The 23,797-nt window shown below is 67.0% G+C and carries 23 protein-coding genes; 10 read left to right on the plus strand and 13 right to left on the minus strand.

The window, feature by feature from the left end; all coding sequences use genetic code 11:
- Entirely contained in the window at window positions 1-96 is a 96-nt protein-coding gene (gene mftA / locus AWC18_RS03060; RefSeq protein WP_076049847.1) for a mycofactocin precursor MftA, read from the minus strand.
- Window positions 97-199: 103 nt separating this feature from the next.
- Here mftA and mftR point away from each other — a divergent pair, with 103 nt between their 5' ends.
- Window positions 200-796 carry a mycofactocin system transcriptional regulator MftR gene (mftR, locus tag AWC18_RS03065; RefSeq protein WP_085137542.1) on the plus strand — a complete coding sequence of 199 codons (597 nt, stop codon included), beginning with the start codon at window positions 200-202 and terminating at the stop codon, window positions 794-796.
- Window positions 797-807: 11 nt separating this feature from the next.
- Here mftR and AWC18_RS03070 read toward each other — a convergent pair whose 3' ends face one another.
- Window positions 808-1,860 carry a TIGR03857 family LLM class F420-dependent oxidoreductase gene (locus tag AWC18_RS03070; protein WP_085137627.1) on the minus strand — a complete coding sequence of 351 codons (1,053 nt, stop codon included), beginning with the start codon at window positions 1,858-1,860 and terminating at the stop codon, window positions 808-810.
- Between the two features lie 85 nt (window positions 1,861-1,945).
- On the opposite strand from AWC18_RS03070, the gene AWC18_RS03075 reads away from it, so the two are divergent.
- Window positions 1,946-2,950, plus strand: a complete 1,005-nt coding sequence (locus AWC18_RS03075) for an aromatic ring-hydroxylating oxygenase subunit alpha (RefSeq protein ID WP_085137544.1) — start codon at window positions 1,946-1,948, stop codon at window positions 2,948-2,950.
- Between the two features lie 144 nt (window positions 2,951-3,094).
- Window positions 3,095-4,744, plus strand: coding sequence for a medium-chain acyl-CoA ligase Mig (gene mig, locus AWC18_RS03080; protein WP_085137546.1), 1,650 nt, complete (start codon window positions 3,095-3,097; stop codon window positions 4,742-4,744).
- A gap of 7 nt (window positions 4,745-4,751) precedes the next feature.
- Here mig and AWC18_RS03085 read toward each other — a convergent pair whose 3' ends face one another.
- On the minus strand, window positions 4,752-6,200 hold the full coding sequence (locus tag AWC18_RS03085) for an aldehyde dehydrogenase family protein (RefSeq protein WP_234806407.1): 1,449 nt from the start codon (window positions 6,198-6,200) through the stop codon (window positions 4,752-4,754).
- Window positions 6,197-7,015, minus strand: a complete 819-nt coding sequence (locus AWC18_RS03090; RefSeq protein WP_085137548.1) for an NAD(P)-dependent oxidoreductase — start codon at window positions 7,013-7,015, stop codon at window positions 6,197-6,199. Before AWC18_RS03090 ends, AWC18_RS03085 begins: the two co-directional genes overlap by 4 nt.
- 125 nt (window positions 7,016-7,140) lie before the next feature.
- Between AWC18_RS03090 and AWC18_RS22175 the strand changes: the two genes are divergently transcribed.
- The 3 genes from AWC18_RS22175 to AWC18_RS03100 all read left to right on the plus strand — a co-directional run bounded on the left by AWC18_RS22175 (window position 7,141) and on the right by AWC18_RS03100 (window position 9,864).
- Window positions 7,141-7,302 carry a hypothetical protein gene (locus AWC18_RS22175; protein ID WP_272937679.1) on the plus strand — a complete coding sequence of 54 codons (162 nt, stop codon included), beginning with the start codon at window positions 7,141-7,143 and terminating at the stop codon, window positions 7,300-7,302.
- On the plus strand, window positions 7,302-8,582 hold the full coding sequence (locus AWC18_RS03095) for a cytochrome P450 (RefSeq protein WP_085137550.1): 1,281 nt from the start codon (window positions 7,302-7,304) through the stop codon (window positions 8,580-8,582). Before AWC18_RS22175 ends, AWC18_RS03095 begins: the two co-directional genes overlap by 1 nt.
- Window positions 8,583-8,655: 73 nt before the next feature.
- On the plus strand, window positions 8,656-9,864 hold the full coding sequence (locus AWC18_RS03100; RefSeq protein ID WP_085137552.1) for a cytochrome P450: 1,209 nt from the start codon (window positions 8,656-8,658) through the stop codon (window positions 9,862-9,864).
- A 24-nt stretch (window positions 9,865-9,888) separates the two neighbouring features.
- Here the strand turns inward: AWC18_RS03100 and AWC18_RS03105 are convergent, their stop codons facing one another.
- Window positions 9,889-11,352, minus strand: a complete 1,464-nt coding sequence (locus AWC18_RS03105; RefSeq protein ID WP_109559977.1) for an aldehyde dehydrogenase family protein — start codon at window positions 11,350-11,352, stop codon at window positions 9,889-9,891.
- A gap of 176 nt (window positions 11,353-11,528) precedes the next feature.
- Between AWC18_RS03105 and AWC18_RS03110 the strand changes: the two genes are divergently transcribed.
- Complete coding sequence (locus tag AWC18_RS03110) at window positions 11,529-12,743, plus strand: CaiB/BaiF CoA transferase family protein (protein WP_065000033.1); 1,215 nt, start codon at window positions 11,529-11,531, stop codon at window positions 12,741-12,743.
- Here the strand turns inward: AWC18_RS03110 and AWC18_RS03115 are convergent.
- Window positions 12,740-13,546, minus strand: a complete 807-nt coding sequence (locus tag AWC18_RS03115) for a thioesterase family protein (RefSeq protein WP_064999983.1) — start codon at window positions 13,544-13,546, stop codon at window positions 12,740-12,742. The genes AWC18_RS03110 and AWC18_RS03115 overlap by 4 nt on opposite strands.
- Window positions 13,543-14,559 carry an NAD-dependent epimerase/dehydratase family protein gene (locus AWC18_RS03120; protein WP_085137556.1) on the minus strand — a complete coding sequence of 339 codons (1,017 nt, stop codon included), beginning with the start codon at window positions 14,557-14,559 and terminating at the stop codon, window positions 13,543-13,545. Before AWC18_RS03120 ends, AWC18_RS03115 begins: the two co-directional genes overlap by 4 nt.
- Before the next feature lie 114 nt (window positions 14,560-14,673).
- On the opposite strand from AWC18_RS03120, the gene AWC18_RS03125 reads away from it, so the two are divergent.
- The 3 genes from AWC18_RS03125 to AWC18_RS03135 all read left to right on the plus strand — a co-directional run bounded on the left by AWC18_RS03125 (window position 14,674) and on the right by AWC18_RS03135 (window position 17,571).
- Window positions 14,674-15,087: a Zn-ribbon domain-containing OB-fold protein gene (locus AWC18_RS03125; protein WP_064999985.1), complete on the plus strand. Its 414-nt coding sequence runs from the start codon at window positions 14,674-14,676 to the stop codon at window positions 15,085-15,087.
- A 14-nt stretch (window positions 15,088-15,101) separates the two neighbouring features.
- On the plus strand, window positions 15,102-16,250 hold the full coding sequence (locus AWC18_RS03130; RefSeq protein WP_085137558.1) for a thiolase family protein: 1,149 nt from the start codon (window positions 15,102-15,104) through the stop codon (window positions 16,248-16,250).
- An 85-nt stretch (window positions 16,251-16,335) separates the two neighbouring features.
- The gene (locus AWC18_RS03135) at window positions 16,336-17,571 is read left to right on the plus strand and encodes an amidohydrolase family protein (protein ID WP_085137560.1); all 1,236 of its coding nucleotides are present in this window, start codon (window positions 16,336-16,338) and stop codon (window positions 17,569-17,571) included.
- 62 nt (window positions 17,572-17,633) lie between these two features.
- On the opposite strand, the gene AWC18_RS03140 is transcribed toward AWC18_RS03135, so the two are convergent.
- The 6 genes from AWC18_RS03140 to AWC18_RS03165 form a co-directional block, all read right to left on the minus strand.
- Window positions 17,634-18,392 carry an SDR family NAD(P)-dependent oxidoreductase gene (locus AWC18_RS03140; protein WP_085137630.1) on the minus strand — a complete coding sequence of 253 codons (759 nt, stop codon included), beginning with the start codon at window positions 18,390-18,392 and terminating at the stop codon, window positions 17,634-17,636.
- Between the two features lie 115 nt (window positions 18,393-18,507).
- The gene (locus tag AWC18_RS03145; RefSeq protein ID WP_085137562.1) at window positions 18,508-18,996 is read right to left on the minus strand and encodes a nuclear transport factor 2 family protein; all 489 of its coding nucleotides are present in this window, start codon (window positions 18,994-18,996) and stop codon (window positions 18,508-18,510) included.
- On the minus strand, window positions 18,989-19,411 hold the full coding sequence (locus AWC18_RS03150; RefSeq protein ID WP_085137564.1) for a Zn-ribbon domain-containing OB-fold protein: 423 nt from the start codon (window positions 19,409-19,411) through the stop codon (window positions 18,989-18,991). The genes AWC18_RS03145 and AWC18_RS03150 overlap by 8 nt, the downstream gene beginning before the upstream one ends.
- A 5-nt stretch (window positions 19,412-19,416) precedes the next feature.
- On the minus strand, window positions 19,417-20,625 hold the full coding sequence (locus AWC18_RS03155; protein ID WP_085137566.1) for a thiolase family protein: 1,209 nt from the start codon (window positions 20,623-20,625) through the stop codon (window positions 19,417-19,419).
- A 16-nt stretch (window positions 20,626-20,641) separates the two neighbouring features.
- A complete protein-coding gene (locus AWC18_RS03160) occupies window positions 20,642-22,861 on the minus strand; it encodes an acyl-CoA dehydrogenase family protein (RefSeq protein ID WP_085137568.1) in 2,220 nt (739 codons plus the stop codon).
- A complete protein-coding gene (locus tag AWC18_RS03165) occupies window positions 22,858-23,775 on the minus strand; it encodes an IclR family transcriptional regulator (protein ID WP_085137570.1) in 918 nt (305 codons plus the stop codon). Before AWC18_RS03165 ends, AWC18_RS03160 begins: the two co-directional genes overlap by 4 nt.
- Window positions 23,776-23,797: the final 22 nt, after the last annotated feature.

The following is a 23,797-nucleotide window of genomic DNA, read 5'->3' on the forward strand; positions in this document are numbered from 1 at the left end:
TCAGTAGACGCCGCACATGCCGTCGATGGACACCTCTTCGACCAGGGTCTCGGTGACGATCTCGGCGGCGGCCTCGTTCTGCTGGTTCTGGTCCATGACGCGAGCCTTTCTCATGGGTGGTCGACAACCGACTGTCGGGTCGGTCACAATCTCCGACAGAATATGGCATCGAGTGCCGTAAAGGAAGTGGGGCTGTCAGATGGGCGGTACGCCGGATCCGCACCCGCGCGCCGGGCGGCGCCGCTCCACCACCCCGCAGCACATCACCGACGTGGCGATCGACCTGTTCGCCGCCCGCGGATTCGGCGAGGTCAGTGTTGACGACGTGGCGCAGGCCGCCGGTATCGGCCGTCGCACGGTGTTCCGGTACTACGCCTCGAAGAATGCCATTCCGTGGGGCGACTTCGACGCGCACCTGCGACAGCTGCGGGAACTGCTGGACGGTATCGAGCCCGAGGCGCCTCTCGGCGAGGCGCTGCGTGCAGCACTGTTGGCGTTCAACACCTTCGGCGACAGTGAGACGGCGCGCCATCGCCGGCGGATGCGGGTGATCCTGCAGACCGATGAGTTGCAGGCCTACTCGATGACGATGTACGCCGGCTGGCGCACCGTGATCGCCGAATTCGTGGCACGGCGGGCGGGCCTGCACGCCACTGACCTGCGCCCGCAGACGGTGGCCTGGATGATGCTGGGGGTGGCGCTCAGCGCCTACGAACGCTGGCTGGGCGATGAGTCACTGGAGCTGCCCGACGTGCTCGGCGAGGCGTTCGACGCGATCCGCGGTGGCCTGGACTGACGGCATTCGTCTCACTTCGCGATGTCGCGGTAGGCGCCGACCACCGGCTCCAGTTCGTCCGGGGTGGCGCCATGCAGGATCACCGCGTCCGCGCCGTAGTCGAGCTCCCGGCGAATGCGTTCAGCGCAGGCCCGCACCGGGCCGGTCGCCGCGGGTTCCAGCCACTCGTCGGGGATCAACGTCGCGATGTGCTCGATCTGCTCGGCGGTGGCCTTGTGATCGATCCCGCCCGGAATCGACGTCACCACCGGGTCTTGGCGAAAGCGCTGCAGCACCGCCGGATCCCAGTTGTTGGTGCGCACCAGCAGATCGCCGTAACCCTGTAGGTAGGTGGCAAGGCGCGCCACGGTCTTTTTCAGCCGCAGCTCTTCGGGCAGGTGATCGCCCACGGTGGCCAAACACGACCACACGCGCACGCTGTTCGGGTCGCGGCCGGCGCGTTGCGCGGCATCCTTCACCGTGCGCACACTGCGCTGCAGGGTCTCCGGGGTGAAGTAGGTGTGCAGGATGACGTCGTCGAACAGCTGCCCGCCCAACTCCAGCGTCTTCGGACCGAATGCCACCAGCGCCAGCCGGATGTCCTCCTGGAAATCCGGATCCAAGAACAGCACCTGGTAGCGGCCGATCGGCCCGTCGTGGTTGACGATCACCTCACCGTTCCAGAGTCGGCGCATCACCTGGGCGAAGTCGGCCATCTGCGCGGTGGTCACGTTCGGGATCCCGAACGCGGCGTAGAGGGCGGCCACCCCACGCCCGATGCCGAGGGTGAACCGTCCCCCGGACAGCCGGTGCATGGTGGTCGCCCACGATGCGGTGATCAGCGGGTGGCGGGTGTTGTGATTGGTTGCCGCGGTGGCGATCTGCATCCGGTGAGTGACTGCGCACGCCGCCCCGACCAATGACGATGCCTCTTTGACGTTCCAGCGTTCGGAGATGAACGCGGTGCCGAAGCCGAGTTCCTCGCCCCTGCGGGCCTCATCGGGCAACCCGGCCGGTCCATCGCCGCCGGCACCGGCCAGCAGGTAGTAACCCAGCTCGTCGAGGACCCGATCGGACCGGTTCATCACCACGCTCCATTCCGCCCCGGTGCGCTTATCGATGGGTTTACGGTACGGTATTCAGTTGACCGCCCGCGAGAGGACACGCGCGATGAAGGTTCCGTTCACCTGGAAGGTCACCGGTTGGTTCATGATCGGCTGGTCGCCGGAGTTCGCCACCGGAACGACCCGTGCCCTGCATTACTTCGGGGAGGACCTGGTCGCCTACCGAGACACCAGCGGCGAACTGCATGTGATGGAGGCGCACTGTAAGCACATGGGCGCCCACCTGGGCCACGGCGGAACGGTGGTCGAGGACCGCGTCGAGTGCCCGTTTCACGGCTGGCAGTGGGGCCCCGACGGCTGCAACAAATTCATTCCCTATCAGCCGGATCGGCCGAACAAGGCTTTGCGGCTTCGGGTTTACCCCGTCCGCGAGCAGCACGGCTGCGTGTTCGTATGGCACCATCCCGACGGCGCCGAACCCAACTGGGAGATGCCCGACATCTTCGGCAAATTTCCGCAGTTCACCACCGGCCCGCAGGGCTACCACCGGGCCTACCCGGAGTTCTCCCGACGCCTGGAGGGAGAACCCGTTCATCCGCAGATCGTCGCCGAGAACGCCGCTGACAGCGCACATTTCCAGTACGTGCACCACGCGACGGTGACGCCGAGGGTGCTTGAGTGGAAGATGGTCGACCAGGAGTGGCACTTCGTCGCCGGCTTTCCCGATGAGAAGGCCGATGATCCGGAGCAGATGGCGTTGCGGTTCCACAGCCATCTGTTCGGGCTCGGCGGGGCGATCAGCATCTTCGAGGGTGTGCAGCAGCACCGGCTGATCTTCGCCTGCACGCCGGTGGACGACGGCCGCTCAGATCTGTTCTATTCGATCTGGTGGCCGCGGATTCCCGGCGACGACTCCGACGCACCGCCGGATGACGTGCGGGCGCGCGTAGAGAAGCAGTTCCTGACCACGGTCGAGGACGACCTGGACATCTGGCGCTATCAGCGCTACATCCAGAATCCCGCACTGTCCAAGGTCGACGCGAAACCGTTTATGACCCTGCGCAAATGGGCGACGCAGTTCTACGATGCGCCCCCCGCCGACCTGAGCTGACCGCCCGCCTTGCCGTGGCCGCCGACCTGGGAGGACCTGGCACGCTGCGGTGGCCGATGCCGCGGGCGAGTACGGTGCTGCCATTATCGACAACACCGTGTCCCCGCCGGCGACGATCACCACCACTGAGGAGCTGATGCACACGTGGCACCCCTGACCCAGTTCACCGTGCCGGAGGTCACCGACGCGGTGGCCGCGGCGATTCCCGACCGCGACATGATCGTCCAGGGCGACCGGCGTTACACCTACGCGCAGATCCTCGAGCGATCCAACCGGCTGGCGTCCTACCTGCACTCGCGTGGGCTGGGCTGCCACACGCCGCGGTCGGAGTTGTCGCAGCACGAGACCGGCCAGGACCTGCTGGGCATCTACGCCTACAACGGCAACGAGTTCGTCGAGACCCTGCTGGGCAGCTTCCGCGCCCGGGTGGCCCCGTTCAACGTCAACTACCGCTACGTGCGTAAGGAATTGGCCTACCTGCTGGCAGATTCCGGAGCCGGCGCGCTGGTGTATCACGCCGCGTTCGCCCCCACCCTGGCCGAAGTACTCCCCGACCTGCCCCAGCTCAAGGTGCTCATCCAGATCGCCGACGACTCCGGCAACGCGCTGCTCGACGGGGCGGTCGACTACGAGACGGTGCTGGCGGACAGCTCACCGGAGCCGCCACCGGTGCAGCCCTCGCCCGACGACCTCTACGTGCTCTACACCGGCGGTACCACCGGGATGCCCAAGGGCGTGCTCTGGCGTCAGCACGACATCTTCATGGGCTCATTCGGCGGCCGCAATCTGATGACCGCCGAAGAGGTCAGCAGCATCGACGACATCGTCGGGCCGGCCCGGGACAACCCCGGCGTCAAGCTGATGATCCTGCCGCCGCTGATTCACGGTGCCGCGCAGTGGGCGGTGATGACCGCGATCAACACCGGCCAAACCCTGGTCTTCCCTTCGGTGGTGGACCATTTCGACGCCGACGACGTGGTACGCGCCATTGAGCGGGAGAAGGTGCTGTCGGTGACGGTGGTCGGCGACGCGATGGCCCGGCCACTGCTCGACGCGATTCGCAAAGGCAGTGCCGACGTTTCGTCGCTGCTGGTGGTGGCAAACGGCGGGGCGCTGCTGACGCCGTACGTCAAACAGCAGATCGTCGAGACCCTGCCCGGCGCAATGGTGATCGACGGGGTCGGTTCATCGGAGACCGGCGCCCAGATGCGTCACATGTCGACGTCGGGCGCGGTCTCCACCGGAACCTTCGCCGGCGGACCGGACACCTGCGTGGTGGCCGAAGACCTCGGATCCGTGCTGCAACCCGGGCACGACGGTCTGGGCTGGCTGGGTCAGCGTGGCTATGTGCCCCTGGGCTACAAGGGCGATGCCGCCAAGACCGCGGCGACGTTCCCGGTGATCGACGGGGCGCGCTTCGCTGTTCCCGGCGACCGCGCCCGGCACCTGAAGGACGGATCGATCGAGCTGCTCGGCCGGGATTCGGTGACGATCAACTCCGGCGGGGAGAAGATCTTCGCCGAAGAGGTCGAGACGGCCCTCGCGTCGCATCCGAGCGTCGTCGATGTGGTGGTCGCGGGCCGGCCCAGTGAGCGCTGGGGCCAGGAGGTGGTGGCCGTGGTGGCCCTGGCCGAGGGGGCCGCCGTCACGGCCCAGGAGCTCATCGAGCACGCGGGCAGCTCGCTGGCCCGCTACAAGCTGCCCAAGGCGATTGTGTTCCGGTCGACGATCGTGCGCAGCCCGGCCGGTAAAGCCGACTACCGGTGGGCGCGCGAGCAGGCCGAGCAGGGCTGACGCGAGATCAGCCGCGCCTGATCCGGCGTCCGGTCCTGTTGCGCGCCGAGCGCAACATCGCATCGGCGTAGAACCTCATCGTGGGCCGAAACGGCGGCGCGGCGCTGCCGGTCAGACTGAACGGCAGATCGGAGCCCACCACGGTCCGGTAGTGGCTGAACGCGTCGAAGCCGGCCTTGCCGTGGTAGGCGCCCATGCCGCTGCGGCCCACGCCGCCGAACGGCGCCCCGGACGGAACCATCTGCGCGGCGAAATCGTTGCGGGCCACTCCCCCGCTTCGGGTGCGCCGCAGGAAGTCTCGAAAATTCTTGTCGTCCGGGCCGAACCAGTAGGCGACCAGCGGCGCGGGGCGCGCGTTGATCGTCTCGATCGCTTCGTCCAATGTGGCGTAGCCCTGCACCGTCAGCACCGGGCCGAAGATCTCTTCAGCGGCGATGCGCATGGTCGCATCGACGCCGCGCACGATGGTGGGGGCGATCTTGCGGGAGGAGCGGTCCGGCAGCATCTCCCCGGCGGGCGCGATGCTCTCCACGACGGCCCCGCGGTCGCGCGCATCGTCGATCAGGCCCAGCACCCGATCGAAGTTGGCGTCGTTGACACTTGAGCAGTAATCGTCATTGGCCAGGATCGTCGGGAACATGTCCCGCAAAGTCTGCCGGGCGACGTCGACGAAAGCGTCAACATCGCCTTCGGGCACCAGTACATAGTCCGGACACACGCAGACCTGCCCGCCGTTGACCATCCGAGCCGACGCGATCCGCTTCGCCGAGCGCGAGATGTCGGCACCGGGCGCCACCAGGACCGGGTTCTTTCCGCCCAGTTCCAAGGTCACCGGAACCAGGTTTTCCGCGGCGGCGCGCTGCACCAGGGCACCCACCGATGGCGAGCCGGTGAAGAAGATGTGGTCGAACGGCAGACGGGTGAACGCGGCCGCAACGTCAGCGCCGCCGGTCACGACGGCGAACTCGTTCTCATCGAAGTACTTCGGCGCCAATCGCGCCATCAGATCAGCGGTCCGCGAAGTGATCTCGGACATCTTGACCATCACCCGGTTGCCCGCGGCGAAGGCCGCGGCCGCGGGTACGACCACCAGTTGCAGGGGGAAGTTCCACGGCCCGATGATGCCCACCACGCCAAGGGGACTCGGTTGCACCTCGGCACGCAGCCCGACCAGTCGTGCCCCACGCAGTAGCCTGCTGGGACGCATCCATTGTCGGACATGCGATCTGGTGTGCTCGACCACGGGGATCATGCCGATCATCTCGGTTGCCATGCAGGCCGCCCGGGATCGGGTCCCGAAGTCGTCCGCCATCGCCGCGGTGAAGGCGTCCACATTGTCCAGCACCATTGCCAGCAACCGATCGATGCGATTGCGCCGAACCGCGGCACTGGGCGGGCCGTCGTCGGCGAACGAGCGCCGCTGCTTATCCAGCAGGTTGGCCAGGTCGGTGGTCATGACAGGTCCAGCGGCCCGTTCTGGGCCACGGTCTGCAACTGGCCCAGTTCCACGCCACGGTCGGCGGCGGCCTCGATGCAGGCCGCCACGTCTTTGCGCATGAAGGGCGCGACGATTTTGGCGAAACTGTCCACGCCCCCGGCCGACTGCACGTACCCCGCTGCCCGGCTGCCGCCGCTGCACTGTTCCAGCGCCTCGAACAGGCTGGTGTCGCGCACTCCGAGGTTCTTGCCCAACTCGACCGCGGCGGCGACCAGTTGCGCGTTGGCGGCGAACAGCACGTTGTTGATCAGCTTGAGGTTGAGCGCGGTGCCCAGTCCGCCGGTGCGGATCACCGGGTCGGCGTAGGCCGTCAGGACCGGATACGCGCGGGCCACCGCGTCGTCGGGGCCGCCGAGCAGCACCGTCAGCCGGCCGGCTTCGATGTCATGTGCCCCGCCGCTGACCGGTGCATCCACCAGCACGGGGCCGTCCGGGAACTGCGCCGCCAACGTGGTCAGCGTGCTCACCGTTCCCGTGGTGTGGGATACCACGACGGTGCTGGAATCGGCGTTGGCCAGCAGGCCGTCGGCACCGGTCGCGACTTCGAGCAGTTGCGCGTCGGAGAACAGGCAGCTGATCACGACGCCGGCATCCCGGGTGGCGGCGGCCACCGAATCCACCGGCACCGCACCGGCGGCCGCGAGCCGTTCGCGCACCTCGGGCCGGCGCGCGTACACCTGGACCCGATGCCCGGCGGCAACCAGTCGCAGCACCATCGGTTCGCCCATCTGGCCTGCTCCGACGAATCCGACGACCTGGCCGGTTGCGCTCATTCTCCGCTCCTCTGGGCAGCTTTCGGCTATCCGGTGAGGCCAACCGTAGCATTGTTCACCAGCCCCGAATTCGTTACAGTCGTGCTTACTGTCGACTTTTCGGGTACACCAGGAAGCTGGCGAGGATGACCAACCAGCAGCGCAGAGTCGTGGTCGTGGGCGCGGGGTCGGGAATCGGCGCCGCCACAGCCGCGCACTTCCACCAGCGCGGCGATTTCGACGGCGGCTTCATCAATGCGATCACCGCCGGGACACCCGTCCCCCAGGGCCAAGCGAGAGGAAACTGATGACACTGGATTCGTCACCTGCAACACCGATTTCGCCGCACCCCTATCATCGGCTCGACATCTCCGAAACCGAGTTCTGGGGCAGGGACTTCCGGACCCGGGACGAGACGTTCGCGACGCTGCGCGACGAGCCCGGCCTGACCTGGCACCGACCGATGGACGCCGTATTCCCCAATCAGGAGACCGGATACTGGGCGGCGACCCGGCACGCCGACGTCAAGTTCATCAGCCAGCATGAAGAGCTGTTCTGTTCCCGTGAGGGGGTCAGCGTCGACCCGATGCCGGCCGAGATCCAGCGCAACATGACGTTCTTCCTGGCGATGGACCCGCCCGACCACACCCGGTATCGCAAGCTCATCAGTTCGGGATTCACACCGCGCCAGGTCCGGCGCATCGAGGAGCAGATCAAGGCCAACTCCCGCAGCATCGTCGACGACCTGCTGGCCCAACTGCGCAGCGGCGACCAGATCGACTTCGTCGCAAGCTGTTCGGGCCTACTGCCGATGCGTACCGTCTCGGACATGATCGGCATCGACCCGGCCGATCAGCAGAAGGTGGCCTATGCCGCCGAATGTCTGTTCAGCAGCAGCGACGACGAGTACGCCTCGCTGGAGGAGCGGGCCGTGCACGTCATGACGCAGCTGGGGGTGCTGGCCGGTTCCGGGATCGAATTGGCACAACGCCGCCGCGCCGAACCGCACGATGACCTGATGACCGAGCTGGTCAACGCCGAGGTCGACGGCCATCGGCTGACCGACGCCGAACTCGGTTCGTTCATGGTGTTGCTGGGATCCGCCGGCAACGACACCACCAAGCAGGCCACCACCCACGCATTCAAGGCGCTCGTCGAGCATCCCGAACAGCGCGCCTGGCTGCTGGCGGACTACGACAACCGGATCGGCGGGGCGGTCGAGGAATTCGTACGCTGGGCTACACCGGTATTGGCCTTCGCCCGCCACGCTGTGGTCGACACCGAGGTCGCCGGGACCGAGATCAAGGCCGGCGAGAAGGTGGCGCTGTTCTACTGCTCGGCCAATCGCGACCAGAGCGTGTTCGACCGGCCGCATGAATTCGACATCACCCGCACCACCAACCCGCACCTGGGTTTCGGCGGTGGCGGCGCGCACTACTGCCTGGGAACCCATGTCGCCCGGATGGAACTGCGGCACCTGTTCTACGAGCTGCTCACCCGCTTGCCCGAGGTCACCCTCGGCGAACCGGAGTACCTGCAGAGCACCTTCGTGCACGGCATCAAGCGGATGCCGATCAGTCTCGCCTGACCCTGGCCAACAAATTGCTTAATCATTTACTGTAATCATTACAGTATGTTGCTACGCCGACGGGAGATCAGCCGTGGAGAGCCAGGTTGACGACATCGCTGCCGCACTCGACAAGCCGGCCGACTACCTGAAGAACCCCTACCCGTACTTCCAGAGCAAGCGTGAGGGACTCGGTATCTTCCCCGGGACGGTCATGGACTACTCCAAGACCCCGGCGTCGCTTCGACCCAAGACGCAGTTCGCGGCAGTCTCTTTCGAGGCGGTCAACCAGGTCTTCCGGGATGCGGACTCGTTCAACTCGCACATCTACGACGTCACCATCGGGTTGTTCATCGGACCGACCATCCTGGCGATGGAGGGCGAGCCGCACCGCAAACATCGCAACCTGGTCTCGGCGGCGTTCAAACGGAAGTCACTGGTGCACTGGGAGCCGGAAGTGGTGCGACCGGTCTGCTCCGCCCTGATCGACGAGTTCATCGCCGACGGCGCCGCCGATCTGGTGTCGGGATTCACCTTCGAGTTCCCCACCCGGGTCATCTCCAAGCTGCTGGGCCTGCCCGAAGAGGATCTGCCGTGGTTCCGCCAGCGGGCGATCGAGCTGATCAGCTACACCGTCGACTATGAGCGGGCGTTCGCCGCCTCGGCGCAGTTGAAGGACTACTTCCTGGCTCAGATGGAGAAGCGCAAATCCCGACCCACCGACGACATCATCGGCGATCTGGTCACCGCGGAAGTCGACGGCGAGAAGCTGACCGACGAAGCGATCTTCTCGTTTCTGCGACTGCTGCTGCCGGCAGGGTTGGAGACCACCTACCGGGCCACCAGCAACCTGCTGTACCTGTTGCTCACCCATCCCGAACAGTTCGCGGCGGTGCGCGACGACCACGATCTGATCGGCGCCGCCATCGAGGAGGGGCTGCGTTACGAGACTCCGTTGACCACGGTGCAGCGCACCGCCATCCGCGACACCGAGGTGGCCGGCGTCGAGATCCCCGCCGGCGCCGTCGTCGATGTCTGCATCGGCTCGGCCAACCGTGACGAGGCCCGGTGGGAGCGTCCGGAGGAGTTCGACATCTTCCGCAAGTGGATTCCACACCTGACGTTCGCCGCGGGCGAGCACACCTGCATGGGTCTACACCTGGCCCGCATGGAGATGCGAGTCGCGATGGAAAGCCTCCTGGACCGCCTCGGCGAGATCACCTTGGTCACCGAGGGCAGTCCCTACATCTACGGCCAGCCGTTCCGCTCCCCGCGTTCGCTGCCGGTGACGTTCACGGCGTGACGTCCACCGAACCGCGAGCCGGCCTCACGCCTCCCGCGGTCTGCGGTAGCCGATCGTCTTGGTCTCCAGATATTGCGCGAATCCCTCGATCCCGCACTGCCGACCCCAGCCGCTGCTCTTGTATCCGCCGAACGGTGCGTCAGCCCCGTAGTACATGCCCCCGTTGACGCCGATCGCGCCGGTCCGGATGCGCCGAGCCACGCCCATCGCCCGGTCGTTCGATGCCGAGACCACCGCGCCGGCCAATCCGTAGGCGCTGTCGTTGGCGATGCGCACCGCCTCGTCGTCGTCGCCGAATGGCAGCAGCACCACCACCGGGCCGAACACTTCCTCCCGGGCGATGGCGGCGCTGTTGTCGACCCCGACAATCACGGTCGGTTGCACGTAGTGCCCGCCGGCCAGATCGGGTGGTAGGTCTTCGACTTCCCCGCCACCGGTGGTGATTTCGGCTCCATCGTGCCGAGCCTGGGCGTAGGCGTCGAGCACGCGCCGCTTCTGCGCGGCACTGATCAGCGGTCCCACCAGGGTCTGCGGCAGCGCTGGGTCGCCCACGGTCACGGCCGCGAAGGCCGCGGTGACCGCGGCGGCCATTTGGTCGAACAGACTGGTGTGCACCAGCACTCGTGTGGTGGCCGCGCAGGCCTGCCCGGCGTGCACACACACCCCCACTGCGCCGGGGATCACCTTGGCCGGGTCGGCGTCGTCCAGCACGATCAACGCCGACTTGCCGCCGAGCTCCAAAAAGGTCCGCTTCATGGTGTCGGCGCTGGTGCGGGCCAGCAGCTTACCGACGGCGGTGGACCCGGTGAACGAGATCATGTCGACTCGGGGATCGGCGCCCAGCAGTCCCGCGACCTCGTTGGACGGCGTGGGCACGACATTGACCACCCCGGCGGGGACGTCGGTGTGCTCAGCGACCAACCGACCCAACCGGGTGGCGTTCCACGGCGTGTTCGGGTCGGGCTTGAGGACGACGGTGTTGCCGGCGGCCAGGGCGGGCCCCAGCTTGTTGAGGATCACCTCGAGGGGGAAATTGGACGGCGTGATCGCCGCAACCACACCGACGGGCTCCTTGACGACGGTGCGGACGTTGCGCTCTCCGAACAGTCCGCCGCCGTCGAGTAGCCGCTCCCAGTCGAAATCGTCGATCAACCGGGTTGGATAGCGCAGCCCGTCAGCCAGCGGCCAATCCAGCTGTGCCAGTTGGGTGGTCATCACCGGGCAGCCGACTTCGGCGATCAGCTCGGTGCGCAGCTCCTCCTTCTCGGCCTCCAGCGCCGCCTGCAGCTGCGCCAGGCAGCGCTTGCGCAGCTCGCGGTTGGTGGACCAATCGGTGTCGTCGAAAGCTCGCCGGGCCGCCCCGATCGCCTGCCCCATGTCGTCGTGGTCGGCGGCCGCGGTGCTTCCCAACAGCCGCCCGGTGGCCGGGCTGAGATTGTCGAACTGCGCACCGGAGGACGCTGCGACCAACTTGCCGTCGATCAGCATGCGCGTTTCCGCCGCGGCCGCAGCTCGTTCGCCGAGCTCAACGCTGGTGAACTGCCGCCCGCTGTCGCTCACCTCACTCCTTTCGGACGCCCAACCGTAACCATTACAGTAGAATACTCGAATTGGATCTCGAGGGGTTCGCACGGCGGCAGGAGCGCGCTGAGTTGATCAAGGTCATGGACGGCTTCCGGGTGCTGGAAGTCGCGCAGTTCACGTTCGTGCCCGCCGCGGGGGCGATCCTGGCCGACTGGGGCGCCGATGTCATCAAAGTCGAGCACCCGGTGCGGGGCGACACCCAGCGGGGGTTCCTCCGGATGGGCGGCTTCGAGCTCAATCCCGACCGGCATCCGCTGATCGAGCATCCCAACCGGGGCAAACGCAGCGTCGGGATCGACGTCTCGACTTCTGTTGGACAGCAGGTGCTTTACGAACTCGCGGCCACAGCCGACGTGTTCTTGACCAACTACCTCCCCCATGCCCGGCAGAAGAACAGGTTCGACGTCGAGCATCTCCGCGCCGCCAACCCCGGCATCATCTATGCCCGCGGTAGCGCCTACGGCGACAAGGGCCCCGAACGCGATGTCGGTGGTTTTGACGGCACCGCCTTCTGGACCCGCAGCGGAGTAGGTCACGCGCTGAGCCCCGAGGAACTCGGGACCCCGCTGTCGCAGGGCATCCCCGCGTTCGGAGACTCGGTCGGAGGAATGAACATCGCCGGCGGGATCGCTGCGGCGCTGCTGCACCGGGAACGCACCGGCGAGGCCCTCGAGGTCGACGTCTCGTTGCTGTCGACCGCGTGGTGGGCGGCCGGAGCCAGCGTGACCCAGGGTATGGACACCGGCGAGGCCATGCGTGCGGTGATGCCGGAATCCACCGCTTCCCAGGGCAATCCGTTCCTGGGCAACTACACCACGTCCGACGGGGGGACCATCAACCTGTGCATCGTCAGTCCGACCGGCTACATCCGGGACACCTTCGAGCACCTGGGCATCGGCGAGGCCGCCGATGACCCGCGCTTCTGTGATGTGCTGCCGCTGATGCGCAATGCGGCGGCGGCCGGAACGCTGATCGCCAACGCTATCGGCGCCAAGCCGTTCGACTACTGGCGCACGCACCTCAAGACCATGAAAGGCCAGTGGGCGCCGTTCCAGAGCCTCGTTGACCTGGGCTCCGATGAGCAGGCCATCGCCAACGACATGATCGCCGTAGTGGAACCTGCCGACGGCGGACGGCCGTTCAAGGTGGTCCGGGGGCCGGTTCAGTTCAATCACGAGCCGCTGGAGACCACCCGGGCCCCGCAGGCCGCCGAGCACACCGAGACGGTGCTGCTGGAGCTCGGGATGGACTGGGACCGTATCGAGGAGCTCAAGGAAGCCGGCGCTATCGCTTAACCGGACGCGGGCTGCCCGTCGTATTTCCGGTCGGCGTCGAAGTTGAAATTGGCTACCGCGGTGGTCACGCCGATTCCGATCGGACCGTGCGCGTCGAACACGCTCGAACTGCCGGTGGCCACCCCGGCGTCGCTGTAGTGAGTCATTGCCGCCAAGCAGATGTACGGACCGACCGGCAGCCGGCTGAGCGTCAGGGTGAAGTCGGCGTTGATGAAGGACAGGCCCGCGGTGCTGAAGTTGGTCAGTGACGCGGTGACGTCGACCGCCATCGCGGCCCGCACGAACGGTGAGATCTCCTCGCCGTCCACCAGATCGCGGATCTCGCGCATCCAGGCGAAGCGCGGCCCGGCGCACTGCCAGGGAAAGCGGCCGGCCTCGTCGGTGCCGTAGGCCCGAATGAACATCGGCACCGATTCGTCGTGTTGTGCCGGTTCTTCCGGGATCGGCGGCAATGTCACGTCGGTGGTGTAGAACTGGCCGTCGGGCTGCACTCCACGGCGCAGATACAGCGCCGAGGCGCGGGCCACCAACTCGCCGTGCTGGGTCATCACGGCGTCTACCGCCCGCATCCGCGAGCCCGACCGGACTACCGAGGCGGTGACCTGCAACGGCTCGGTGGCGACTCGGCGCAGGATCTCGACGGTCAGGCGGGCCGGTTGCAGGTCGTCCTCGGGGACGTGGCGCTCGACGGCGCGGGCCAGCAGGCCGCCGACCACTTGTCCACCGAGCGTCGGGCCCCACCCACCCTGAGCGATGGGGTTCGGCAGGAAGTCGTTGTCACGACGAACGACGAAGGGAATCATGTCTTGTTTCGCTCCAAGTAGAACTTCGCGGCACGGCGAATCGCGAGTTCGGTCGGTTCGGGATGCCAGCCCAGTTCCCGGGTGGCCTTGGTGTGGTCGGCAGGCGACGTCAACGCCATGAGTCGTGCGCCGGTCACGTTGAACGGGAAGTCGCGGCGCAGCAGGGCGCCCACCAGACCGACGACGTGGCCCAGAACATACAGCAATGGCATCGGAATACCGATGCGCGGGGGCGCAGCCCCGACCGCCTCGGCAGCGATGGTGAGCATTTCCCGCTGAGTCATGTAGCGCTCGGAGATGATGTAGCGCTCGCCGATCCTGCCCAGCTCGGCGGCCAGCAACATTCCCCGGGCAGCGTCGTCGATCCCGACCACTTCGGAGCCCACGCCGCGCGCGTATACCGGCATCTTCCCCAGCGCCGCGAACTGGATCAGCATGCCCTGCCGGGGCTGCCAGTCCGGCGGACCATACGGGTTCGACACGTTGGTGATGACCGCGGGTAGGCCGCGCTCGGCCACATATTCCAGCACCAGTCGCTCGGCCTCGCGCCGGGAGGCGATGTATCCCCCGCCCTGGTCCGCCCAGTTGAACGGCGTGTCTTCGTCCACGGTTTCACCGTTGCGTCCCACCGCGATGGTTCCGATGGTGCTCAGGAACACGAAGCGGTCGAGCTCGGCTGCGGCCGCCACCTCCAGGACGTTGCGCAGGCCCTCGACATTGGTGCGAAACAGCGGGGCGGGGTCGCGAAGCTCAGCCCTGGTGTCGACGACGCAGTAGTACACCACGTCGCGGTCGGCCATGGCGGCGGCGACGGCCTCGGTGTCGAAGATGTCGCCGTAGCACCGCTGCACGTTGAGTCCGTCAATCCCCTTGGTGGAGCTGGAATGACGCACCAGCACGCGCACGTCGTCGCCGCGCGCGACCAGCTGTCGGGTGACACAGGATCCGACATTTCCGCTGGCGCCCATGACGAGGGCTCGCCGCCGCGTCGCGGAACCCTCGTCAGCCGTCATCCCCAGAGCCTTTTGCCGTGATCGCCAGACCGTGCCGGAAGCTCGTTGCCCACCGGCGACGGTGATACTTTACTGTAAGTATTACAGTTAGCAGACCCGTTACGCGGAGGTCCCATGCAGAAGGCGCTCGCACCTGATATCTCGACGTGGCCCCAGGAGAACCCCCAGCTGATCGGCAGCCGCTGCGGCGGGTGTGATGCCACGGTGTTTCCCGCCCAGCCGCACTGCCCGAACTGCAGCGGCGACCAGATGAGTCAGGAGCTGCTGCCGCGCACCGGCACCCTGGTCGCCTGGACCACCCAGGGCTTCCCGCCCGGGCCGCCGTATCTGGGCCCCACCGGTAAGGACTTCGTACCGTTCGGTGTCGGGCTGGTGCAGCTCGGCGATGTCATCCGGGTCGAAGGCCGCCTCACCGAGAACCACCCGGACAAGCTGGAGTTCGGCATGGCGGTGGAGTTGGTCATGGTGCCGTTCACCGCCGATGCCGACGGCAACGAGGTCATCACGTTCGCCTTTCAGCCGGTATAGGAGATTGCGGTCCCATGACGCATGACGTAGCGATCATCGGTGTCGGTCTGCACCCGTTCGGCCGATTCGAGGGCAAGTCCGCGATGGCGATGGGGGTAGATGCCATCTTCGCCGCGGTGGCCGACGCGGGGGTGGACTGGAAAGACATCGGTGCCGCGACCGGCGGCAGCTGGACGGTGGCCAACCCGGATGCGATCGTCGGGATGGTCGGCCTGTCGGGCATCCCCTTCACGAACGTGTTCAACGCGTGTGCCACCGCGGCCAGCGCGGCCAAGGTCTGCGCGGACGGTATCCGGCTGGGCGACTATGACATCGGCATCGCCGTCGGTCTGGACAAGCATCCGCGCGGTGCGTTCACCGAAGACCCGGCTCTGGTCGGGATGCCGCGCTGGTACGCCGAGAACGGTCAATACCTGACCACCCAGTTCTTCGGCATGAAGGCCAATCGCTATCTGCACGATCACGGCATCTCCCAGCAGACCTTGGCCAAAGTCGCGGCGAAGAACTTCCGCAACGGCGCGCTGAACCCCAACGCATTCCGGCGCAAGCCGATCTCCGAGGAGGAGATCCTGGGCTCGGCCATGCTGAACTACCCGCTGACCCAGTACATGTTCTGCGCACCCGACGAAGGTGCGGCGGCGGTGGTGATGTGCCGCGCCGACATCGCGCACCGCTACACCGATAAGCCGGTGTACCTGCGTGCGGTCGAGGTCCGAACCCGGCGCTACGGTGCCTATGAGGTCAACACCACCTTCGCCCCGGTCAGCGAAGACGTGGCACCCACGGTGTATGCCGCCCGCGCCGCGTTCGAAAAGGCCGGTGTCGCACCCGAAGACGTCGATGTGGTCCAGTTGCAGGACACCGACGCCGGCGCCGAGATCATCCACATGGCCGAGTGCGGCTTCTGCGCCGACGGCGACCAGGAGAAGCTGCTCGCCGACGGGGCGACCGAGATCACCGGGTCGCTGCCGGTCAACACCGACGGCGGGCTGATCGCCAACGGCGAGCCTATCGGCGCGTCGGGGCTGCGCCAGATCCACGAGCTGGTGCGCCAGCTGCGCGGCGAAGCCGGCGACCGTCAGGTGCCCGGAGATCCCAAGGTGGGGTTCGCACAGCTCTACGGCGCGCCGGGCACGGCGGCGGCCACAATCCTGACGGTTTAATTCCGCCGAGCAGTCGTGAAAGCCCCCAATTCAGCTACTTTTTAGGGGCTTTCGCGCCTGCTCGCGGGGAATAAAGGAGCGCTCCATGAGCCAGTTCCGTGACGCACCGATCTTCGATGCCGACCAACACATGTACGAAACCCCCGAGGCACTGACCAAGTACCTACCGGAGAAGTACTCGCGGGCGGTTCAATTCGCACAGATCGGCCGCCAGACCCGAATCATCATCAACAACCGGGTCAGCGACTTCATCCCCAACCCCACCTTCGAACGGGTCGCCGCGCCCGGAGCACATGAGAAGTTCTTCGCCGGGGAGAACACCGAGGGCCTCACCCTGCGCGAGATGCAGGGCCCCGCGATCGCGGCGCCGGCGGCCGCCCGCAACCCCGCAGACCGCGTGGCCGAATTGGACCGCCAGGGCGTCACCGAAGCGCTGAACTACCCCACGCTGGCCAGCCTGGTGGAACATTCCAGCGCCGACGACCCGGAGCTCACCCTGGCGATCATTCACGCGCTGAATCAATGGATGGCCGAGCACTGGACCTACGACTACCACGGGCGGGTGTTCTCCACACCGATCATCAACCTCTCCGAAGTCGACGGCGCGCAGCGCGAGCTGGAGTACATCCTGGACCAGGGCGCCGCGGTGGCGCTGATCAAGCCCGGCCCGGTCAACGGCGTCCGCGGGTGGCGCTCCCCGGCGCTGCCGGAGTTCGACCCGTTCTGGCGTGACGTGCAGGCCGCGGGCCTGCCCATCGTGCTGCACGCCAGCTTCCCGCCGCTGGACGACTATGTGGGCCGGTGGGAGCCGCCGTACACACAGAACTTCATGGCGCAGAGCGCCTTCCGCTGGATGGTGTTGGGCCACCGGGAAATCGCCGACATGATCACCAGCCTGATCTGCCACGGCACCCTGACCCGCTTCCCCAGACTGCGCATCGCCAGCGTGGAGAACGGCAGCTCCTGGATCCGGCCGCTCTTCGACGACTTCGGCGAGCTCTACAAGAAGATGCCGCAGAACTTCCCGGAGCATCCGCACGACGTGTTCCGTCGCAACATCTGGGTCAGCCCGTTCTGGGAAGGCTGCATCTCCGATGTGGTGGACACCGTCGGCTGGGACAAGGTGCTGTTCGGCTCGGATTACCCCCACCCCGAGGGCCTGGCCGAGCCGAAGGGATTCTGGAAGTACGCCGAGGGCATGGATGTCCGGCGCACCTACGACTTCATGGGTGACAACGCCCGCCGGTTCATGGGGCGCCCGATCGCGAACCCGGATCCGGCTGCCCTGAAGCCGCCGGTGCCGGCGGACGCCTTACGTTGACTTTGCGGTCAGGGCTGCGACATACCGCGTTTCACGACCCTGACCGCAGAGTCAACACAGCGTCACTTCGGCGCGAAGCGCTGACCGGCGTCCAGGCGGATGCATTGGCCGTTGAGCATGGGATTCTCCACGATCGCGGCCGCCAGCTTGGCGTACTCCTCGGGCCTGCCCAGCCGCTTGGGGAACGCCGCGTCCTTGGTCAGCACGGCGGCGAACTCGTCGGGGATGCCCTCGGTGAGGCCGGTGGCGAACAGACTGGGAGCGATCGCCAGCACCCGGATGCCGACACTCCCCAGATCGCGGGCCATGGTCAGGCTCATCCCGGCGATCGCCGCCTTGGCAGCCGTGTAGGCGACCTGCCCGATCTGGCCCTCGAACGCCGCGATCGAAGAGGTATTGATGATCACGCCGCGCTCTTCGTCTTCTGGCTCATTGGTGCTCATGTGCCACGCCGCGAGCCGGCTGATGTTGAAGGTCCCGACGACGTTGAGATCCTGGGTGCTGCGAAACGCCTCCAGGTCGTGCGGCCCGTCCCGTTTGATCGTTCGTTGCCCGATACCGCCACCCGCCGTGGTGACCGCGATGTGCAGCCCGCCCAACGCCTCGACTGCCTCGTTCAGCACGCGCTCGGTACCGGCGAAGTCGGTGACGTCGACTTCGAAGAAGCGCCCGCCGATCGACTCGGCGACTTCCTTACCCTTGGACTGCGGCCGGTCCAAGATCGCCACGTGGGCACCGCGTTTGGCCAACAGCTCCGCCGTCGCCTTTCCGAACCCCGATGCACCGCCGACGATGATCGCGCGCTTGTTCTCGATCTCCACGAACACTCCCCTTGCTTGGACACGACGATCCGGGACTCGCCCGGCGCCTATACTATAGCTCTTCCCGTAATACGTTCAGTATGGCGTACGCGAGGGCGAGCGCAGGCCCCGGTGCTCAGTGGATGAATCGGCCGGCGACTCTGGCCAGCAGCGAGCGGATACGCGGCGAGAGGTAGACCGCGAATACTCCGTTGAAGATGTCCTCGCGCAGCCTGGTCAGCGTCGAGGTCTTGATCCGCCAAACACCGTCGACCTTTTCGTAGGTCTCGGTGTAGTGGCCGTAGCCGCGCAGGTTGACTCCGAATCCGAAGCGCACCACGTCTTCCAGCGCCCACACGCCGTGCGCCGTGCTCGGCGAGTCCAACTCGATGTCGGGGGCGTGAACCTGGTGGACGGTGGGCTGGCCTCGCAGGCTCTTGCGGGTGAAGTCCACGAATTCGTCGGCGCCGACAATGAGTTTGCCGCCCGCAGCAGAGGTGTCACTGACGAAGTCATCGGTGAACAGCGCGCGCCAGGCCACCCAGTCTTTGGCGTCCAGGTAGCGGCAGTAGCGGGACTTCAGGCGTTTGATCGCCTCGATCTGGGCCGCGACGTCGTCAGCCACGATCGGTCACCGGCTGGTAGCGCAGCATCGTGACGTCGTGTTCGGGATAGTCGCAGAACACCGGCTGCACCCGCATTCCGACCGCCAGATCAGCAGGATCGGCGTTGACCAGCTCGGTCGAGAACCGCGGACCCTCATCCCATTCGACTATCGCCAGCAGTTGCGGAACCGCGTCGGCGAAGTGCGGTCCGACCGGGCGGCGCGCCACGGTGAAGGAGTACAGCGTGCCCATCCCGGAGATCTCGCGCCATTCCAGGTCGTCGGCCAGGGTGCGCGGCGCACGCACGCGCGGATAGAACACGTAGCGCTCCGACGACGGCGAGTACTGGATCACGATGCGGTGCTGCGCCAGCGCATCCCAGAACGGAGCAGTGGTGGGCGTCTTCACCGGCATAGGCCGTTCGAAACTCATCATGTCCGCTAATCCCCCTCCAGGACGAGGGCCGTCTGTTCGGAAAGTATTCCGCCGTTGCCCGATACGAAGGCCCGGTTACAGTCCGCCACCTGCGCGGCCCCGGCGCGGCCCATGATCTGGCGGGTCGCGTCGCAGACGTGGTGCATGCCGCCGGCCAGACCGGCCTGGCCGAATCCGAGTTGACCTCCCGCGGTGTTGAGCGGGAAGTCGCCGCGGAAGGTCAGGTCGTGATCGGCGAGGAACTGCATACCTTTGCCCTTCTCGCAGAACCCGGCATCCTCCAACGACAACAGCACGGTGATCGTGTAGCAGTCGTAGATGGACACCATGTCCATGTCCGCGCGGGTCAGCCCGGTCATGGCAAAGGCGGTGTCGGCGGCCTCGCGGATCGGGGTCGCCAGCAGATCCGCGGCGTAGGTCGGTGTCTTGAACGGCACGTGCTCACCGAATCCCTTGATCCATACCGGGCGGTTACGGGACCGCTTGGCGGCCTCGGCGCCGGCGATCACCACGGCGGCGCCACCGACGCACGGCATCACGATCTCCAGCATGTGCAGCGGGTCGGCGATCACCGGGCTGGCCAGGACGTCCTCGACGGTCAACGGGGTGTCCCGCCAGATAGCGCCGTCGGTGTGATTGGCGTTGATGCGCTGGTCGACAACGAGTTTGGCCATCGCCCGCTCGTCATAGCCGTAGACGGCGCCGTAGCGAGTGGCGACCTGACCGTACGGGCCGTTCTGCCCCAGGTTGCCGTAGGGAATCTCGAACTCGGCCTGCGGGGAGCCGTATTGGTTGCTCGACGAACCGAAGAACATGGCGTCGACCAGTGGTCTGGGTTTACGTTCCGACATCGGGGTGATGTAGCGGGCCGGCAACGCGCACAGCACCACATCGCAGATGCCCAGTTCGATCGCCGCCGCGGCGCGCCAGACCATGGCTGCGGCGCTGGCCCCACCCAGGTCCACGATCTCGGCGAAGCGCGCTGGAACTCCCAGGTACTCGGCGATCGTCGACGGCACGAAGATCTCGGATTCGGCCAGGTGTGAGGTGACGATGCCGTTGACGAGTTCGCCCGGCAGGCCCGCGTCGGCCAGCGCCGCCGCGCTCAGCTCGGCCCACTGTTCCAGGGTGAACGGGGCCGGGGTGGCCTTGTTCATCTTTTCGGGCGGCAGCTCGACGTAGCCGACGATCGCGGCGTCTCCACGTAATCCCATGTGGGTGTCCTTTATCTCACTTGCGGGGCAGGCCGAGAATCATCTGGGCGATGATGTTCAGCTGAATCTCCTTGGTGCCGCCGCCGATCAGCTCGGCCGGTGACAGCAGGTACGGCTCCACGACGGCCGGATCGGAATCGGCGACCATCGCCAGGCGCCCGACGGTGGCCAAGGTGGCACGGAAGGTGCGGCGCAGCAGAACATTCATCGCCACTTTGGCGATGCTCGAGGCCGCCCCGAAGCCCTCGCCGTCGAGCAGCCTGATGGTTTCGCGGACGCCCAGCGCCCGGATCGCGTTGGCGTAGGCGTCGAGTTCGCCGAGTGCGCGCAGTGCGTCATCACGCGAGCGGCCCGGAGCCGCGGCGATGGCCCGCAGCGCCACAGCCCGGTCGTTCTCGACATATCCGCTGATGGCGGTGCGCTCCTGCGCCATGGTGGCGATCGCCAGCTGCCAGCCTTCGGTCGGTTCCCCGAGCAGCATCTCGTCGGGCACGAATACATCGGCGAGGAACACTTCGTTGAATTCGGCGGCTCCGGTGGCCATGACGATCGGCTGGACTTCGATCCCCGGCGAGCGCATGTCCACGATGAAGTAGCCGATGCCGCGATGCTTGGGCGCCGCGGGGTCGGTGCGGGCCAGCAGTGCGCCGTAGTCGGCGCGCTGCGCCGCTGATGTCCAGATCTTGTGGCCGTTGATGCGCCATCCGCCGTCGACCTTGACCGCGCGGGTGGTCAGCGACGCCAGGTCTGATCCGGCTCCCGGCTCGGAAAACAGCTGACACCAGGCCAGTTCGCCGCGCTGGGTCGGGGGAATCAACCGCTGCTGCAGTGCCTCCGGTGCTGCGCGAACCAGCGAGGGCAGGATCCATTCGGCGATGCCCAGTGACGGCCGGACCAGGCCGGGCCGTTTGGCGAACTCCTCGTTGATGATCAGTTGCTGCAACGGGGAGGCGTCGAGTCCCCACGGTGCGGGCCACTGCGGGGCAATCAGTCCGGCCTCGGCGATCAGCGTCCGCTGCGGGCCGGTTTCGAAGTGGGGGTAGTCGCCTTGGCGTCCCGGACCATCGTTGGCCAGCTCGGCGGCGGCGTCGAGGGTCGCGGCGACACCCGCGCGGAACTCGGCTTCGGCGCCGCCGAGATCAACCGTGAAGTCTCGCTGTTGTGCGACGGTCAGCTCGCCGAGCCGGCGAGACCACTCGGTGGCAGCGCCGATCGACGCGGCGATGGTGGTGGCGCGACGCCAGTACAGGTGCAGATCGTGTTCCCAGGTGAACCCGATCGCGCCGAACATCGTCAAGGTGTCGAAGACCAGGTCGGGACACGGCGCGACCGCCGTCAGCGCCGCAGTGGCGGCGGCGATGCGATGCTGCTCCACGGGCTCGGTGACGGCTCGCAACGCGTCCCAGGCTGCGGCGCAAGCCAATTCGGAGTTGACCAGCAACATGGCCGCCTGATGCTGCAGTGCCTGGAAAGTGCCGATCCGGACGCCGAACTGCTCGCGGGTGTGTAGATGCGCGGTGGCCGCCTCGACGCACCATCCGGAGATACCGGCGCACACCGCTGCGGCGAGGCCGACGGCGAGGTACTCCGCACGCTCGGCGTCGACTCCGGTCAAGACGGCGTCGGCGCTCACGGGGTGATCAGCCAGGGCGATCGTGGCCAGGTCGGTGAGCAGGTCGGTTCCGGTCACCGACCGGATGACTGCTCGGGCGGTGTCGATCACGGTCCACAGGTCGGTGCCGTCGTCGCGGCGGGCGCAGATCAGTGCGATACGGGCCGAGCGGGCACCGGAGATCACGTCCGAGGCACCGCTGATCAGCCAGCCGTCCTCGACTCGTCGCGCGACGAAGTCCGACTGACCTGCCAGCACCACGGTCGCCGGAGCACCGGCGGCGAGGGCGCGTAGATAGTCCTCTCGCGCCGGTGTGGCCTCGGCAAGCAGACCCACCGCGCCGGCGGTCACTGTCGACAGCAGCGGACCTGGCAGAGACACCGTTCCCGCGGCCTCCAGCACCGCGGCGACGTCGAGCAGACCACCGCCCTGACCACCGCACTGTTCCGGCAGATGAATCGCGTGAAACCCGTTTGCCACCAGATCGTCCCACCAAGAGGGAAGCTCCCCGTCCGCCATTGCGTCGAAAGCCTTGCGGGTGTCGGCAATCGGTGCGTGCCGTCCGGCGAACTGCCGTAATGACTCTCCGAGTTGGCGTTGTTCGGCACTGAGCGTCACGCTCACGAGCTCTCCTCATGTTCTCCACGTGCGGTCCACTGCGATTGGATACGCACGGCCGTCTCTCGTACGGCCACCCCGAGATCGGCGACCTCCGAGGCGGTCAGGGTTGCCAGCGGGGCGGCGCTCACCGACATCGCCACCGTCCCGTCGATGTCGCGAATCGGCGCCGAGACACTGGCGATCGGATGGCGCTGGGTGCCGCCGGACAGCTCATCGGACAGGTAGTCGACGTCGGTGAGGTCGGCGAAGGCCGTGGCCACTCGCGCGGTGATCTCGTCGGGCTCGCCGTCGTCCGCCAGCGCCTGCAGCGCCGAGTACACCCGGATGTACTCGCGGCTCATCCGGTCGATCGCGTAGCCGCGCCGGCCGACCTCGTCGAGCACGGCGGCCAGCCGACGCCGCAGCCGCGGCGACGGTGCGCCCAGCCCGCTCAACCATGCCTGCCTGACCGAGTCGGCGGCGCCGGCGATGAACTCGCGGCCGAATGGCGCCACCAGCGGCATCCGAAATCCCGGGCCCAACCGCAGACCGGCGATCGACTCTCCGACCGAATCGGTCACCACCACGGTTGCGCCTTGGCGAACCCCGAGAATCGCCTGGCGGCCGACCGCGTCGAAAAGCCGCTGCAGCTCTGGCCGGAAGGCCTGTCGACTCACGGGGCGGGCGAGCGCGGCCAGCGCCGGTCCCCAGGTATACCCACCCGACTGGCGGTCGCGAACCAGCCACTGTCGGCTCGCCAGGGTGGCCAGGATGGCGTGGCAGGTGCCGTGGCTGATGCCCAGGGTCTGCGAGATCTCCGACAGCGTGAAGTGTCGCTGCGGGTCGGCGGCCAGCAGCTCGAGGATGCGCATCACCCGCTCGGTGGGCGGCGACGAGACCGGGCGGGCCGTGCCGTCCCCGTCGATCGCTGCCGTCATATTTTCGAAAAATACGTCGAAT

This window comes from Mycolicibacter nonchromogenicus (genome assembly GCF_002101775.1).
Classification (GTDB): Bacteria; Actinomycetota; Actinomycetes; order Mycobacteriales; family Mycobacteriaceae; genus Mycobacterium; species Mycobacterium nonchromogenicum.